This window comes from Gilliamella sp. Pra-s52 (assembly GCF_009795805.1).
Lineage (GTDB): Bacteria > Pseudomonadota > Gammaproteobacteria > Enterobacterales > Orbaceae > Gilliamella.
The window spans coordinates 74,449-91,654 of the sequence record NZ_WTEY01000011.1 but is presented as its reverse complement, the minus strand read 5'-3'; the positions used below and the strand labels follow the sequence as shown (position 1 = coordinate 91,654).

The window sequence follows — 17,206 nt, the reverse complement described above, 5'->3', positions numbered from 1 at the left end:
TGAAGGTTATCGTATAATGCCAGGGTCGATTGAGTGGCTCATCGCCTTTAACCTGCAACACCGACACCGGTGAACCCAGCCCCTCAACGGTTAAGGTATAACGATTATGACTCACACTTTTCAACCCATCAATTAACCCATTAACCAATCCCTCACCTAACTTGTCAATCAAACGGTCAAACTCATTTGCCATGTTTTCCCTTCCTTACTTATTGATTTAATTGAAATAAAGAATAATACCTTTAGTTTGTTGTAATCACTTTTAGTTATCTAATATAGTTAACTAATAGATAATCTAAATAAGGTATAGAGTATAGAATATTTCAGGGCAAAATTTAACTATTTTTTAACCATCACTTTTTTAATATTAATAATTTTTGATCATTGAATGCAAAAAATCATTGTTTTATTAAATAATTATACAAAAAATAACATTATACTCCACCGCTAAATTATATTAGTGGAGCATGAGGTATTTTTAATTATAGATGGTGAATTTATTATTGATTTTTATTAAAGTTAATATTTTGTAAATAAAGGATAATTTACTTTTTCAGCAATTGCTTTTAGACGATTTTGGGCGATAATTATGTTGTCTTGCCATTTTTCATCCTTTGCCCACATTTCAATTACCAATGGTGCAACATAATTCATGGTGCGAAGTGTTTCAAAAATAGCGGTAAAATCGACTTCGCCTTCACCAATGACTAGATCCCTAAATTGCCCAGAATAATCGACTTTAACTTTGAATGTGTCTTTTAGATGAATTTGGACAATATGATCACGACTTAACTTAAGTTCGGTGCAAGTATCATAATTCCAACCAGTAATATTACCTACATCGGGGTAAGCCATAAAGTAAGGTGAATCGATATTTTTTTTGAGGATCTCGAATTTGCTTAAACTGTTGAGATACGGCGTATCCATAATTTCAACCGCTAACATCACCCCTGCTCGCTCAGCTTGCTTAACTGCCCACTGCATACCTTGAATAAAGCGCTGATGTGTTTGTAAGTCGGCTGGTTCATAGTAAACATCATAGCCAGCAAGTTGGATCACTCTTATTCCTAACTTGTAAGCTAGCGTAATGGCTTTGTCCATAATGATTTTGGCTTCATTACGGATATCATTATTGGCTGAACCAAATGGATATTTACGATGTGCACTTAGGCACATAGAATGTAGTGGAATTCCAATTTTTTCGCATTGATGCCTAAGTGAATAGATCTCATCATCAGACCAATCTAATCTAGCACGACGCTCATTTGATTCGTCGACCGAAATTTCGATAAAATCAAATCCTAACTTTTTAGTTACTTGTAATTTATCTTGCCATGATAACTCGTTAGGTAAGGCTTTTTCATAAATACCAATACGAGGAGTATTTTTGATTTGATACAATGTTTTTGATATATCTTTACTTTGCAACATGGTGATAATCCATTTTTTATATGAAAAGAAACCATGCAGCTGATTTGTTTAGCTGCATGCGGTTTTTACCAATATTTTGCGATCTGCTCTCTTAATGCTTGCGCCGTTTTTTGGCCGTTTTCATTAGCAAGTGCACGACCGGCAATAAAGGCTTTGGTTTTTATGCCAGCAAATAAATGGATATCTTCTGGTACAATTCCACCAGTAATTGATAGTTCAAGTCCTAGATCAGACAATTGACGCATTTTGGTTATATCATCCTCACCCCAACCAATACCAGCTAATTCAGCATCACGAGAACGATGATATATGGCTTGCTTAATACCAAGCTTTCGCCAAGCTTTGGCATCATCTAAAGTCCAATGACCATATAATTCGATTTGAATTTCACCGTTAAATTCATCAGCCACTTTTTTACACGCTTCTACAGTTGCAATGTGAGCTGCGGCTGATACGGTTAACCAATTTGCACCAGCTGAAAACGCCATTTTTGCCAATATCGCCCCACCGTCAGTGGTTTTTAAATCACACACTAAAATATGATTTGGATAGAGCTCCCTTAACCGTTTTACACTTTGTATACCGGCTCCAAACGCAAGAATAGTACCAACTTCAATGATATCAACAAATCCTGCTACATTTTTCGCCACATCTAATGCTGATGCTAATTCAGTTTGATCTAATGCTATTTGTAATTTAGGTGCTGTCATGTTGTTCTCCTTAATATTTGTTATTTTTGACCGTAATAAGCATTTGCGCCATGTTTACGAAAATAGTGCTTGTCAGATAATGTTTGTTGAATTTTGATTGTTTGATTAAGTTGCCGAGTTGAAAGCGCCATCATTGCTACTTCTTCAAGTACTACAGCATTATGCACCGCATCTAAGGCGTTTTTACCCCAACAAAATGGTGCATGGCCTGATATGATAGCGCCAGGCATAGCAACAGGATCTAAACCTCGACGTTTGAATTCTTCTATTATTACTAATCCCGTATTTTTTTCGTAATCAGTTGCAATTTCACTATTGGTTAGTTCACGAGTACAAGGCACATCACCATAAAAGTAATCAGCATGAGTAGTACCTAATGCTGGAATATCTAACTCAGCTTGAGCCCAAATGGTTGCGTAACGAGAATGAGTGTGTACAATACCACCAATTTGTGGGAATGCTTTATACAATTCAATATGTGTTGCGGTATCACTTGAAGGATTTAATTGTCCTTCTACAATATCTCCCGTTAGTGAAACAACCACAATGTCATCTATTTTCATATTAGTATATTCAACGCCAGAAGGTTTAATGGCAATAAGGCCTTTATCGCGATCGATTTCAGATACATTACCCCAAGTGAAAGTGACTAAATTATATTGGGGTAGTAATAAATTAGCGTTTAAAACACGTTCTTTTAAAGCTTGGTACATAATTCAACCTCCATTTAATGCCTGATCGATAACGGCATAAACATCTTCTTTGGTGTTACAACGTCTTAATTTATCAAGATCAACCCCTGTTTCACTATTTTCATCATCTAAAATTTGCGTGACTTCCATTAATCCTTCCATATGCTGATCAGACGTACTACCCGCTAATGTCACTAAGACATCAACAGGCTCATCTTCACCATCAAAATAGACAGGATTTTTTAAAGTCACCAAAGCAAAAGCCGTACGATTTACACCATCTTCAGGTCTTGCGTGAGGCATGGCAAAGTTTGGTGCAATAATAATGTAAGGCCCCATTGTTTTGACGCAACGGATAATAGCATCGTAATAAGAAGGTTCTATTGCTTTAGAAACCACTAACATGTCAGTGCCTAATTTGACTGCTTCTTGCCAGTTTGATGCCTCCGCTTTGAGTAAAATAGAATTGTTTTCAATTAATGATTCTTTTAAAGCCATGTTGTACCCCTTAGTATTTAAAATCTATTTTAAAAGCACTTGTTCAATCAATTTTATAAGTTCATCACCAAAGGTTTGCGGGTTTAGCATATTTTGTACACCTAATGCATGTTGACCTTCATTAACCTCGATTTCGTGAATAAGATGTTTAGAAGCGACGATGATATCGACATTTGGTAAGCGTGATTTATAATCAGTCACAGCACAAGAATCCATTTCGTTTGGGATACCTTTTTTATTTAGATAATTGGCGATCTTCATTTTCATCATCATTGATGAACCTTGACCACTACCACATACTGCTAAAATTCGGATAGGACGACCTTCACTCACAGCCACTTCGTCCATTTTTTCAAGTACAGATTCGTTAATATCTTGCTGTTTGTCGTTCACTTCATCAGGTTGATTGTTAGAATCAGCTTCTTCTTGACGTAGCTGTTTAGCTGCAAAGAACATATAAACCAAGGCTAACGCAATAAGTACATAGATGAATAAGTGCGAAATAGATAAACCTTGTAAAATTGGTGGGAATAAAATCGCCCAATCAGCCATTCCCATCCATGAATCAATTGGAGTGCCATTTTGAGCAAAAATATCAATCACCCAAGCAGAGCCCAATACTTCTATCATGCCCATAACAAAACAGATTTTCATTACCGCTTTCCAACCACCAAAATGGTTAGCAAATACCCCAATAGTCGCATTCGAGAAGAACATTGGTATAAATCCAGGAATAATCATGATTGGCGATTTAAAGATAAGCAGTAAAGCAATCGCTAAGAATTGACCTAATGCTCCCCAAATAAAACCAAATACCATCGCATTGGGTGAAAAGGCATAAATTGCTGCACAATCAATGGCTAATACCGCGTTAGGAATCAATTTTTCTGAAATACCTTTGAAAGCTTCTGATAACTCAGCAACAAACATACGTACACCACCAACAATAACTTGAATTGCGACAGCAAACTTAAGTCCTGTTTCAAATATGTAGATGGTCCAATGGGTAGAACCCGCCATTGTTTGTAAATTATCTAATCCAAAGGAAAGTAATATGATACCGAAAAATATAGTCATCACGATCGTGGTTGCAGCAATACTATCATGAAAAATATGTAACCACTTTGGTAATTTTAGATTATCAACTGTATCGTTTTTATCACCTAATTTTGGCGCTAATTTAACCGCAATCCAAGAACCAAGTTGTTGTTGGTGACCAATTGAAAAGCCTGCTCCACCAGTTACCGCTTCGGTTGGTTTGAACATCATATTAGAAAATATTCCCCAATAAAGCGCAGTGATAATAGCCGAATAGATGATGGTTTCCCACATACTGTAGCCAAAAAGGAAGTAAAATAGAGCAATTAAACCAACCTGTTGAAACATAATATGGCCAGTTAACATAATAGTTCGAATACCTGTTAGGCGTCGAAAAATAACTAATAAAATGTTGATAGCTAAAGCAAGTAAAACCGCATAACCTACCCATGAATAGTGCTCACCCATGCCGTTTTCAACCGCTACCATTGATGCATAAGTATCAATAATTGAACCTTTAATACCATGATATTCGGCCAGTTTGGCAATAACAGGTTTAAATGTTGATACCAAAACACCCGAACCAACCTGCAATAACATAAATCCGACAATGGTTTTAATTGTACCTTTCAACACGGTAGTTAGATCTTTACGTAACAGACAATAACCAAGCATTGTTACCAAACCAAGTAACAAAGGTGCTTTTGTCATCACTTGACTATAAAAAATATAAAATACGTTATAAATTACTTCCATATGTCCCTCTCATTAGTTATTGACATTTTCATTGCTCTAACAACACTCATCCCTAATATTTAGTTTCATTTAAATGTCTTCCATCAAGTTTTTTTACGAACTGTAAAGTAATGGTTAAAACAGCCGATTACTTTACGTTATTCTTCATCGCTCATTAATAATATTTGTTATATTCCACAATCAAAATAAATCATTCAATGATTATTTATGATTACTTTGATAAAGATCACTATTTTCATAAAATCAACATAGCATCTGTGACACAGATCACAACCTGATAAAAAACCACAAGCAAAAAATAAAATTAAAATTATTATTATCAATATATTAAATAACAAAATACTGAAAGTTAAAATTATAATAATTGACAACAATACAAATGAAAATTATCATCAAAATAATCAAATTTAATCATTTTATGTTGTAAGAGGAAATAATGAACGAAATCGCACGGCATAATGAAATGGTGGCATTAGTAAACGAAAAAGGTATGGTTAAAGTAACGGACTTAATCACAAACTTTGCTATATCACCAGCCACTGCAAGGCGAGATATTACTAAGCTCGATCAGGAAGGACGTGTTAAAAAAGTTCGTAATGGCATTATGCGATTAGAAGAAGTAAAACCAATCTGGGCACCCATTGACAACAATAATACCGATCACTATCACGAAAAAGCCCGTATTGCGATTCGTGCTGCAAAACTGTGTAATAGTGACGAAAATATTGTTATCAACTGTGGTTCAACGGCATTTTTATTAGGACGCGAATTATGTGGTAAGAATGTTTCAATTATTACTAACTACTTTCCACTCGCCTGTTATTTGATTGAACATGATCATGAAAATGTCATCATTATGGGAGGGTTATACAACAAAACACAAAATATTATTCTTAATCCGATTGCCAGTATTACTGATTCTTATGCGGGCAAATGGATGTTTACCAGTGGAAAAACCTTAACGCCAATAGGTTTATATAAAAACGAAATTTTAGGTGCTGTTGCAGAACAGCAAATACTTGAACAAGTCGAAAAGCTAGTTGTAGTAGTAGACAGTTCGAAAATTGATACTAAAGCTAATTCAGGCATGCTTTTTTGTCCAGTAAATAAAATTGATATTTTAATTACCGGAAAACAAGCTAATAAGGACGTGATCGAATGCATTAAGGAGCAAGGCGTTGAAGTTATTTTAGTCTAACTATTAAATTGTAAAAGGAACAAAGTATGAGTAAAGTGAATGAAATTACCCGTGAATCGTGGATATTAAATACATTTCCTGAATGGGGAACTTGGCTTAATGAGGAGATCGAAAAGACAGAGGTTAAACCCAATACATTTACCATGTGGTGGCTTGCTTGTACAGGTATTTGGTTAAAATCAGCAGGTAATACCAATATTTCTGTTGATTTTTGGTGTGGTACAGGTAAAAAAACTCACGCAAATCCATTAATGAACAAACAGCACCAAATGATGCGAATGGGAGGAGTCCGAGAATTACAGCCTAACTTAAGAACCAGTCCATTTGTTCTTGATCCTTTTGCAATTAAAGAAATCGATGCAGTAATGGCAACACATGATCACGCTGATCATATCGATGTCAATGTTGCTGCTGCGGTTATCCAAAACTGTTCATCAAAAGTAAAATTTATTGGTCCAAAAGCTTGTGTAGAATTATGGAAAAGTTGGGGCGTACCTGAAGAACAATGTATTGTTGCTAAAGTAGGCGAAACGATTGAAGTAGGTGATATTACTATTCGTGTCTTAGACTCTTTTGATAGAACATCGTTAGTGACCTTACCAAAAGGCGTATCATCAACCGATAAGTCTATTTTAGATGGTATGAATGATAGAGCAGTCAACTATTTATTTGAAACATCAGGCGGTTCACTATATCACTCTGGTGATTCCCACTATTCTAATTATTATGCCAAACATGGTAATGATTACAAAATTGATGTAGCACTGTTATCTTATGGTGAAAATCCTCGTGGTGTGACCGACAAAATGACATCAGCCGATATTTTACGAGCAGCTGAATCGCTTAATACTCAAGTTGTGATCCCTTTCCACCATGATATTTGGGCAAACTTCCAAAGCGATCCTCGTGAAATTGAAGTTTTATGGAAAATGAAAAAAGATCGTCTTGATTATAAATTTACCCCTTTCTTCTGGCAAGTTGGTGGTAAATATACTTATCCAACCGATAAGCATAAAATGCATTATCAACATTATCGTGGTTTTAGAGATATTTTTATCGATGAGCCAGAGTTGCCGTATCGCTCATTCTTATAATCCGCTAATGTAGTTATTCAATTTTAACATGTGGATGGTTCAAATAATAATTTTACCATCCACACGCCAATTCAAATTAATCTTATTCATCAAGCATTAATATACTTTTCACGATTTGGCAACCAACAATCAACTAGTTGTGCTGCGCTTTGTGGGTGATTTTTTTGGATATCATAAGAGGCTTGTTGTACTTCACTAATCAAATGTTGATCTCGAATTAGATCAACAACTTTAAAATTAGCCAATCCCATTTGCCTTGTTCCTAAAATTTCGCCACCCCCACGAAGTTCAAGGTCTTTTTGCGCAATAACAAAACCATCATTACTTTCACGCATAACTTTCATACGAGCTTGAGCAACTTTGCTTAAAGGGGCTTGATACATAAGTACACAATGAGATACCGCCGTTCCTCGCCCAACGCGTCCTCGCAGTTGATGTAATTGAGCTAAACCTAATCGCTCGGCATTTTCGATAATCATTAAACTAGCATTAGGCACATCAACACCTACTTCAATAACCGTTGTGGCAACAAGTAGTTGAATTATTCCTGCTTTAAAGTCTTGCATGACTGATTGTTTTAAATCAGATTTCATTTTACCGTGCACTAAAGCAATATTAAGATGTGGTAATCTTTGTTGTAATTCTTCTACAAGTATTTCAGCTGCTTGGGCATCAAGTATTTCGGACTCTTCAACCAATGTACAAACCCAATAAACTTGGCGGTTATCGAGGCAAGCTTGATTGACACGTTCAATAATTTCATCACGACGAGTATTAGGTATGACAACTGTAGTAATGGGGGTTCGCCCTGGTGGCAATTCATCAATAATAGAAACATCTAAATCTGCATACACTGTCATAGCTAGTGTTCTAGGAATAGGTGTTGCGGTCATAATTAATTGATGTGGATGAAGATGACCTTTAATACCCTTCTCCCAAAGACTTAGTCGCTGGTTAACACCAAAGCGATGCTGTTCATCAATAATGACTAAACCTAACGAAGCAAACTCAACTTTATCTACAAAAACCGCATGCGTACCAATTAACATGGTGATTTCACCATTTTTAACACGATCATAACGCTGCTGTTTATTTTTGGCAGTTAATCGCCCTGATAACCAGTCAACACTAATCCCTAATGGAGTAAACCAATTATTAAAATTGTTATAATGCTGTTCGGCTAATATTTCGGTGGGCGCCATTAATACCACTTGGTTACCGTTTTCAATCGCATTTAGTGCAGCTAAAGCCGCAACTAATGTTTTTCCAGAACCTACATCACCTTGAATTAATCGCATCATGGGCACAGTTTTGGTCATATCTTGATAGATATCTTGCACAACACGTTGCTGAGCACCGGTCGGCTTAAAAGGTAATGATGATAAAAATGGTTTAATTAAGCATTGGGTTGGATAAAATTGATGTGATTGCTGATTTTGGTTATGTGTTTTTATCATCAACATACTTAAATGATAAGCAACCAATTCTTCAAAGATAAATCGTTTAATAGCTGGGTGTTCACCTGATTCTAACTGCGAAATTTGGGTATCAATCGGTGGGTTGTGAATAATATTTAAACAATCTAATGCTGACAAAAAACGACAAGCTAGCTGCGGTGGTAAAATCTCGTCTGGGGGATTGTTTTTCAAAAACAGTAATACCGTCATTATTGATCGCCGAATCACATTTTGAGATAGTCCATAAGTCGTTGAATAAATAGGTGTATATCTTTCCTGTTCACCATCTAAACAGGCGCTTTTGTCATTTTGATGAGTTTTGAGTTTAAATTGTGGGTGAATAATTTCAAGGTGATTTTTGCCGCGTTTTATTTCGCCATAAGCACTAATCCATTTTCCTTTAATTAACGACGCTTTCATGCCTGCAGTAAAATGCATAAATCGCAATATAGCAATACCTGAATCATCTTGAACATAACAAATGAGCGTTTGCCGCCGATTAAATGTGAGTTCGCTTTTGATAATCACGCCTTCTATTGTAGTAAATTCACCAATAGTGGCATCGCCAATGGCACAAGATGAAGTGCGATCTTCATAACGCAAGGGGAAATGCAATAATAGATCTTTAGCGGTATAAATACCTAATGTATTGAATTTTTTTTCTAAACTTGCACCAATTCCTGTTAGTTTTATCAACGGTAAATGATCAAGAAAACGATTTATCATAATGACTAATTTATATTTCGTGTAACACTCACTACATCTGGTTGTAATGACATTTTACGAATTAATTCATTAAGTTGTTGTGTATTTTTTACTTCTATTTGCAATATAACTGTATAAATTTGTCTATCTTTTTCTTCGGTATTCAACCATTGCAGGCGAGTATTTTCATCATTAATAATTGAAAGAATGTGCGCCAAAGAGCCTTGAGTGTTTAGAATATCAAGCCAAATTTCAGCAACAAACCGTTGAGATATGTCAGATGCCCATTTCAGTGATATATATTTTTCTGGATTCTTTTGATAACCAACAATATTTCGACAGGATTCATGATGCACAGTTAAGCCCTTTTCTGGGCTGACATGCCCAATAATAGGATCATTAGGAAGAGGATGACAACACTTAGAAAACGTAACTAAAACACCTTCGCTACCAGTAATAACCAGTGTTTTATTTGGTTCTGATTTACTTTGTAATAACCCTTTATGCTCTAAGCCTTTGACAATAAAATGACTCATAATATTACCGAGTCCAATTTCAACCAAAACATCATCAAAAGTGGATTGTTTAGCTAATTCAATCACTCTAGATTTTTGATTTGGTGATAAAGCATTAATACCGCCTGATTTAACTAACGAAAGATTGAGTAAGCGTCGACCCAATTCAATAGCATCTTCACGTTTTAATGTTTTAAGTGCTTGACGAATGCGAGACTTCGCTTTAGCGCTAACTACAAAATTTAACCAATTTGCATTAGGACGCCCTTCTGGCGAGGTGATAATTTCAACCGTTTGCCCACTGCTTAACGGTTGTGATAGTGGGTAAGGCTTACGATCAACAAGCGCACCAATACATTGATAACCGATATCAGAGTGCACTGCATAAGCAAGGTCAACAGCTGTTGCACCTTCGGGTAGCTGAACAATACGTCCTTTAGGAGTAAAAACATAAATTTCTTTAGGAAATAAGTCTGATTTTACGTTTTCAATAAATTCGAAAGAATTTCCTACACTTTGTTGTAGCTCTAACAGACTTTGCATCCAACGTTGTGCTTTGATTTGTGCAGTTGTGTTGTTTAATTCATCAGTTTCATTATATACCCAATGTGCGGCTACGCCCATTTCTGCCATTTGCTCCATATCTTCGGTACGAATTTGTACTTCGACAGGTGTGCCATGTGGTCCAATTAATGATGAATGTAATGACTGATAACCATTCGCTTTTGGAATCGCAATATAATCTTTAAAACGATTAAGTCGTGGCTTATATAAATTATGCACAAGACCAAGCACACGATAACAAGCATCTACATTTTTAACTACGATTCTAAAAATATAGATGTCCATTATAGAGTGAAAATGTTGCTCTCGCATTTGCATTTTTTGATAAATGACATAAATATTTTTTTCTAATCCTTCAACTTCGGCATCTATACCTGCTTCAGCCAAGCGATTTCTGATTTCAGATAAAATTTGTTGAATAAGTTCTTTTCTTGTATTTCGTGCAACTTTTACTACCTTTTCAAGTACTTTGGCACGATTTGGATGCATTGCTGTAAAACCCAAAACTTCAAGTTCGGTTTTTATATGATGAATACCTAAACGATGGGCTAGTGGAGCATAAATTTCTAATGTTTCTTTTGCTATACGACGGCGTTTATCTGGTCTTAATGCCCCTAGCGTGCGCATATTATGAGTGCGATCAGCAAGTTTAATTAAAATAACACGCACATCTTCGGTCATGGCAAGAACCATTTTCCTAAAATTTTCAGCTTGAGCTTCTTGTCGATTACGAAATTTTAATTTATCAAGTTTAGAAACACCTTCAACTAAAATAGCAACATGTTTACCAAATTTATTTGTAATATCTTGGAAGGTAACCGGAGTATCTTCGATGGTATCATGTAAAAGTGCAGCAATAATTGTTTCATAATCAAGCCGCATATCTGCTAAATATGTTGCAACAGCAACAGGATGAGTGATATAAGGTTCACCACTACATCGGAATTGCCCTTCATGGGCATTTTTAGCAAAAAGATAAGCATCTTGAATCAATTCGACTTGTTTAGGTGGAAGATAAGATGCAACAAGCTCTTTTAAGCTATCAAAATACTCCATGAGCAATTCCTGTAAAACTACAGTTTATTCGTACGATGGTGTGTTTTCTAGAAGAATCGATTCATGAAGTGTTGCACGTACTTCAGCTTCTTCATCTTGGCGTGTTTGGAAATCAGCAACATCAAGGATTTGTTTGTTAACAAGCCCATTTTCAATTTCGCGTAAAGCGATAACGGTTTCTTTATCGTTCTCTTCTGGAATAAGTGGTGATTTATTTTCAACTTGTAGTTGACGAGCGCGTCTTGCTGCTACAATAACGAGATCAAAGCGATTACCAATTTTTTCTACTGCATCTTGAACAGTTACACGTGCCATTTTTACCTCTAATATTGTTTACTAAAATACTTATTTAAAATGATCTAGTATTCTACTTAAATTTATAGGGGATTGTCTATATTAATATTGGTTTATATCTCGAAATCCAAATTACTTAGAAAAATCCCCTTTATAATTTTATCACTAGCAATGATGACTAAATTAATTCCTCATCATCTTTGTTATCCATATGTTCCTTGCTTTGAACTAATCTAACCGCAAAATAAAGGTCATAAGCAAATTCAATATGCTCATCATCAAGCTTTATATTCATTTGTTTAAACCAGTTTTTAAGCGTTTTTCGACGACCTGATAAAATTAAAATGATATTTCTTACTTTTAAAGACTTTACTAACTCCTCAATCCCCGACAACACACTGACATCTTTGTAAGTAAAACAAGGAATCGCATCAACTATCACATAATTTATTGGCTCTTCAGCTTCATCAATATAACTAATAATTCTTCGCTTAAAATAGGCAATATTAAAATAAGTCAACGGAGAATTGAATCGGTAAATCATGGTATTACCAATGGGTTTTACATCTTGACCAATTGAATGAATGCGACCACTTTCATCAACACCTAGCAGCTGATCTTTCGGTCTAAAAACACGTCGTAAAAACAAAAATAGCCCAAGTAACACCGCTAGTGCCATGCCGGGAATAATACCAATAATAAGCACAGAAACTAGTGTTATTAAACTTAAATAAAAGGCATCGCGATCAAACTTGAAAAAACGAATAATTGTTTGAAAATTAATTAACGAAATTGAAGAATAAATTAAAATCACCCCTAATACACAAGTTGGAATATACTGTAAGGGAGAAAGAAAAAACATTACCACAAAACCAATTAAGATTGCGGCAATAATCGAAACTAGTTGCGTTTTACCACCATTGGCATCATTGACAGCAGTTCTTGATGATGTACCACTAACTACAAAACCTTGCGATAGACCAGCTACAATATTAGCAATACCTAACGCCTTAAATTCAACATCAGCATTTGTTTCATAATTATTTTTGGATGCAAAACTGCGTACTGTTATCATCATACTAACAAAACAAATGATAGCAATATTAAGCGAAGGTACAACTAAATCGCGCATTAGACCTTTATCAAAATCGAGCCATGACTCAGCAGGAATAAAATCATTACTAATATTGCCAATAATACGAATATTAAAATGTTCGAAATTAAACAACCATGAAAACATCGTCATCACAATGACAGCTAATAACGGGGCTGGATATAGTGGTTTTAATCGCTTTAAACCAACTAAAATTAATAAAGTAAAAAGTGAAACAAGTGCTGTTCCTATATGAATTTGGGATATTTTAAATGGAAAATAAACAATTCGTTCAATCAAATAAGAATAATCATAACGAAATCCCAATGTTTTAGCTAATTGATCAACCATAATAGTAATTGAAATACCATTAAGCAAACCAATTAAAATAGGCTGACTAAGCAAGTCAGCCAACGCACCAAGATGCAACTTCCCTGCAATGATGCACCAAATACCGATCATAATTGTTAATATAATAACTAATTGCCAACGCAATACAGGATCATTTGCTGCTAACGGGAAAACAACAGCAGCAACCACCGCACAAGTTGCTGTATCAGGTCCAACAATCAGTTGTTTAGAAGATCCAAAAAGCGCATACACAATTAAAGGTAAAATGGTTGAATATAGCCCTGCTATTGCACCAACTCCCGTCAATTCAGCATAAGCAATGGATACAGGTAACGAAACGGCAGCAACCGATAACCCAGCTTTAAGGTCAAAAGTAAAATATTCTCGCTTATATTGTAATAAACTACTTAGCCCTGGCATCCAAGAAGTTATTTTTCGAAAAAAAATACCGTGTAAAAACCTACCCATACTGATCCTTATTTCCCAGCTATACTCATATTATCGACCAAAATAGAACCACATCGAATGCTAGTTCTTGTTTCAACATCATTACCTATTGCAACAATATTTTTATACATGTCTTTAAGATTACTAGCAATAGTAATTTCACTAATAGGATATTGAATCTTTCCATTTTCAACCCAAAATCCAGTAGCTCCACGTGAATAATCGCCCGTCACACTATTAACACCTTGCCCCATCAATGAAGTCACCAAAATACCCTTATCCAGTTTTTTAAGCATATTATCAAAACTCACATTATCTTGGCTTGGTGATATAGACCAATTGTGAATACCTCCAGCATGTCCTGTTGATGTTAAGCCTAACTTACGTGCAGAATAATTACCTAGTAAATAAGTTTGCAGTACACCTTGCTCAACAATATTACGCTGCACGGTTTTTGTCCCTTCGCTATCAAAAGGCGAAGAACCAACACCTTTTAGAATATAAGGATCTTCATAAATGGTGAGCCATTCAGGAAAAATAGTTTGTCCAATACTATCTAATAAAAACGAAGATTTTCGATAAATAGCGCCACCACTTATGGCTCCCACTAAATGCCGAATAAGCCCAACAGCAACTTCAGCACTAAATAACACTGGAGCTTGCATTGTTGCAATTTGCTTCGCTCCCAAATGAGAAATAGCCCTATCTGCCGCTTCAATGCCAACTGTTTCAGCTAGTTTCAATTCATTAAAATCACGCGATGAGCTATATGCATAATTACTTTCCATCTGCCCTGCTTGCTCAGCAATAACTGAACATGAAAGTGAATGAGAACTTGCACAATAACCTTGTAGCATTCCTAGACTATTACCATACACATAAACCCCATAGCGGCTACTAAAATAACCACCATCACTATTCACTAATTTTGAATGATTTAGCGCTGCTAATTCAGCCTGTTTGGCTTGCTCAATGGCATTATCGACATTCAAATCACTAGGATAAAATAAATCTAAATCAGGTGGATCAAATGCCATTTGACTTACATCACCCAAACCTGAACATGGATCGGGTGAAGTGTATTGCATGATACTAATTGCCATATCTATCGTCTGTAAAATAGCCTGAGGAGATAAATCATTTGTTGATGCACTACCTTTACGTTGATCTTGATAAACCGTAATAGACAAAGCGCCATCGCTATTAAATTCAACATTTTCGGTTTCGCCCATACGTGTGCTAACACTAATACCTGTTGATTGATTTATTGACACCTCAACGGCATCGACTCTTAATTTTGCTTGTTTTATAGCATTATCAACAATAGCCGATAAATTTTCTTTTTGATTTATCGCTTCTTTTTTAATCTGTTCAATACTCATTTTATTATTTTCTACAAATCTGCTAGTGATACGTTATAATAAGCCAGAATTGAACATTAGTTAACAAAAGAAATAACATGAACCAAAACCAAGAGACAAACCTAGAACCCAACTTTTCTATTGACATTGAAGATGACGAAATTATCTACGTCAGTAAAAGTGAAATCAAACGCGATGCTGAAGCGCTAAAAAAATTAGGTATCGAACTTGTCAAGTTAAGCAAAAATGAACTTGAAAAAATCCCTCTTGATGAAGATCTTATTTATGCAATTGAACTTGCACAAAAAATAAAAAAAGAAGGATATCGCAGACAAATTCAATATATTGGCAAACTACTACGTAACCGGGATATCGATCCTATTAGCCAAGCACTTGATAAACTCAAAAATCGCCACAATCAGCAAATTGCCCTATTCCACAAACTCGAAAAGCTACGCGATGAGCTGATTACAACTGGTGATGCCGAAACCATTATAGGCTTATATCCTACAGCCGATCGTCAACAGCTACGCACCTTAGCTCGTTTAGCAAAAAAAGAACAAGAAGCAAATAAACCGGCAAAAACGGCAAGACAGATTTTTCAATACTTAAAAGAATTAAGCGAAACAGAATAACCATTATTCTGTACGCTTATTATCATTAACAACACTATATTAACTTAGATAGAGGATACAAAAATGGGACTTTTAAATGTACCAGCAGGTAAAGAATTACCAGATGATATTTACGTTGTGATTGAGATTCCAGCTAATGCAGATCCAATTAAATATGAAGTTGACAAAGACACAGGTGCAGTATTTGTTGACCGTTTTATGGCAACAGCAATGTTCTACCCATGTAACTATGGTTATATTAATCACACATTATCATTAGATGGCGATCCAGTTGATGTATTAGTCCCAACCCCATACCCATTACAACCGGGTTCAGTTATTCGTTGTCGACCAGTTGGTGTATTAAAAATGACAGACGAAGCAGGCCAAGATGCAAAACTTGTTGCAGTACCACATACTAAGCTGTCAAAAGAATACGATCACATTAAAGATGTTGATGATTTACCAGAATTGCTCAAATCACAAATCAAACACTTTTTTGAACAATACAAAGCCTTAGAAAAAGGTAAATGGGTTAAAGTGGACGGTTGGGAAAATGCAGATGCCGCTCGCAAAGAAATAATCGAATCTTTTGAACGAGCGAAAAACAAATAAAACTGAGTAATAAAAAAATAAACCCTTAAAAAAGCCATAAACTAATATTTATGGTTTTTTTATTTTATAAAATAACCGATATTTAAAAAATCATTAAAAAAATTCAGTTATTTAATTATTTCCCATTTATCAATCAATAAATGGTTACATAAAAATCCAAGAAAAAAAATAAATTTTAAGTAAAAAATTGTTATCGACATCTTGCTTTCGATTATAATTTATGCGGTAATAGTTCTGGGTAAGTAACAAAGTAAAAAATTACGGAAACGATTCACCTTAATTAATGTAAAGTACATTGTTATGGTTTTTAGCTACATAATAAATACAATGTTAGAACCCAAACGGCCGAAAAGGCTAATTATTAATTATTGTTAGGATGTCTAGTAAATGAATAAAAAAACAGGTCAAGTGAAATGGTTTAATGAAAGTAAAGGTTTTGGTTTTATTACCCCTGCAGATGGAAGCAAAGATGTATTTGTTCATTTTTCTGCTATTTCAGGTGACGGTTTCAAAACCTTAGCTGAAGGACAACAAGTTGAATTTGCTATCCAAGATAGTCCTCGTGGACCGGCTGCAGCTGAAGTTGTAGTTCTTTAATTAAAACTTTAAATAATTTATTTACATATAGCAAAACACCCATTTTTTAATGGGTGTTTTTGTGTCCTAAAAAATAACAAATTCAAATAAAAAAGCGACCCTAAAGCCGCCTTTTAAAAT

The 17,206-nt window shown here is 35.2% G+C and carries 16 protein-coding genes; 5 read left to right on the top strand and 11 right to left on the bottom strand.

All coding sequences use genetic code 11. The annotated features are described in order from the left end of the window. From GQ594_RS08830 to GQ594_RS08805, 6 genes are all read right to left on the bottom strand, one after another. Positions 1–193, bottom strand: a 193-nt coding sequence (locus tag GQ594_RS08830; RefSeq protein ID WP_160412069.1) for a hypothetical protein, incomplete at its 3' end; no start/stop codon positions are given. A 326-nt stretch (positions 194–519) separates the two neighbouring features. Then, positions 520–1,401, bottom strand: a complete 882-nt coding sequence (locus GQ594_RS08825) for an L-ribulose-5-phosphate 3-epimerase (RefSeq protein ID WP_370519413.1) — start codon at positions 1,399–1,401, stop codon at positions 520–522. Positions 1,402–1,496: 95 nt separating this feature from the next. Next, complete coding sequence (locus GQ594_RS08820) at positions 1,497–2,141, bottom strand: 3-keto-L-gulonate-6-phosphate decarboxylase UlaD (RefSeq protein WP_160412071.1); 645 nt, start codon at positions 2,139–2,141, stop codon at positions 1,497–1,499. A gap of 20 nt (positions 2,142–2,161) precedes the next feature. After that, positions 2,162–2,854, bottom strand: coding sequence for an L-ribulose-5-phosphate 4-epimerase (locus tag GQ594_RS08815; RefSeq protein WP_160412072.1), 693 nt, complete (start codon positions 2,852–2,854; stop codon positions 2,162–2,164). A 3-nt stretch (positions 2,855–2,857) separates the two neighbouring features. Next, a complete protein-coding gene (locus tag GQ594_RS08810; RefSeq protein ID WP_160412073.1) occupies positions 2,858–3,331 on the bottom strand; it encodes a PTS sugar transporter subunit IIA in 474 nt (157 codons plus the stop codon). 24 nt (positions 3,332–3,355) lie between these two features. Continuing rightward, positions 3,356–5,080 (bottom strand): PTS ascorbate-specific subunit IIBC, encoded by a 1,725-nt coding sequence (locus GQ594_RS08805; protein ID WP_442903579.1) that lies wholly within the window; start codon positions 5,078–5,080, stop codon positions 3,356–3,358. A 481-nt stretch (positions 5,081–5,561) separates the two neighbouring features. On the opposite strand from GQ594_RS08805, the gene ulaR reads away from it, so the two are divergent. Continuing rightward, a complete protein-coding gene (gene ulaR / locus GQ594_RS08800; protein WP_160412075.1) occupies positions 5,562–6,323 on the top strand; it encodes an HTH-type transcriptional regulator UlaR in 762 nt (253 codons plus the stop codon). A 26-nt stretch (positions 6,324–6,349) separates the two neighbouring features. Further along, positions 6,350–7,417 carry an L-ascorbate 6-phosphate lactonase gene (ulaG, locus tag GQ594_RS08795; protein ID WP_160412076.1) on the top strand — a complete coding sequence of 356 codons (1,068 nt, stop codon included), beginning with the start codon at positions 6,350–6,352 and terminating at the stop codon, positions 7,415–7,417. 89 nt (positions 7,418–7,506) lie between these two features. On the opposite strand, the gene recG is transcribed toward ulaG, so the two are convergent. The 5 genes from recG to pmbA all read right to left on the bottom strand — a co-directional run bounded on the left by recG (position 7,507) and on the right by pmbA (position 15,281). Beyond that, positions 7,507–9,600: an ATP-dependent DNA helicase RecG gene (recG, locus tag GQ594_RS08790; protein ID WP_160412077.1), complete on the bottom strand. Its 2,094-nt coding sequence runs from the start codon at positions 9,598–9,600 to the stop codon at positions 7,507–7,509. 5 nt (positions 9,601–9,605) lie between these two features. Next, positions 9,606–11,714, bottom strand: coding sequence for a bifunctional GTP diphosphokinase/guanosine-3',5'-bis pyrophosphate 3'-pyrophosphohydrolase (spoT, locus tag GQ594_RS08785; RefSeq protein ID WP_160412078.1), 2,109 nt, complete (start codon positions 11,712–11,714; stop codon positions 9,606–9,608). A gap of 24 nt (positions 11,715–11,738) precedes the next feature. Continuing rightward, positions 11,739–12,029 (bottom strand): DNA-directed RNA polymerase subunit omega, encoded by a 291-nt coding sequence (rpoZ, locus tag GQ594_RS08780; RefSeq protein ID WP_160412079.1) that lies wholly within the window; start codon positions 12,027–12,029, stop codon positions 11,739–11,741. A 157-nt stretch (positions 12,030–12,186) separates the two neighbouring features. Then, positions 12,187–13,920: a SulP family inorganic anion transporter gene (locus GQ594_RS08775; protein WP_202112527.1), complete on the bottom strand. Its 1,734-nt coding sequence runs from the start codon at positions 13,918–13,920 to the stop codon at positions 12,187–12,189. 8 nt (positions 13,921–13,928) lie between these two features. After that, positions 13,929–15,281, bottom strand: coding sequence for a metalloprotease PmbA (gene pmbA, locus GQ594_RS08770; RefSeq protein WP_160401684.1), 1,353 nt, complete (start codon positions 15,279–15,281; stop codon positions 13,929–13,931). A gap of 77 nt (positions 15,282–15,358) precedes the next feature. On the opposite strand from pmbA, the gene yjgA reads away from it, so the two are divergent. The 3 genes from yjgA to cspE all read left to right on the top strand — a co-directional run bounded on the left by yjgA (position 15,359) and on the right by cspE (position 17,086). Beyond that, on the top strand, positions 15,359–15,895 hold the full coding sequence (gene yjgA, locus GQ594_RS08765; RefSeq protein ID WP_160401685.1) for a ribosome biogenesis factor YjgA: 537 nt from the start codon (positions 15,359–15,361) through the stop codon (positions 15,893–15,895). 63 nt (positions 15,896–15,958) lie between these two features. After that, positions 15,959–16,489 carry an inorganic diphosphatase gene (gene ppa, locus GQ594_RS08760; RefSeq protein ID WP_160401686.1) on the top strand — a complete coding sequence of 177 codons (531 nt, stop codon included), beginning with the start codon at positions 15,959–15,961 and terminating at the stop codon, positions 16,487–16,489. A gap of 387 nt (positions 16,490–16,876) precedes the next feature. Further along, complete coding sequence (gene cspE / locus GQ594_RS08755) at positions 16,877–17,086, top strand: transcription antiterminator/RNA stability regulator CspE (protein ID WP_160401687.1); 210 nt, start codon at positions 16,877–16,879, stop codon at positions 17,084–17,086. Positions 17,087–17,206 lie beyond the last annotated feature (120 nt).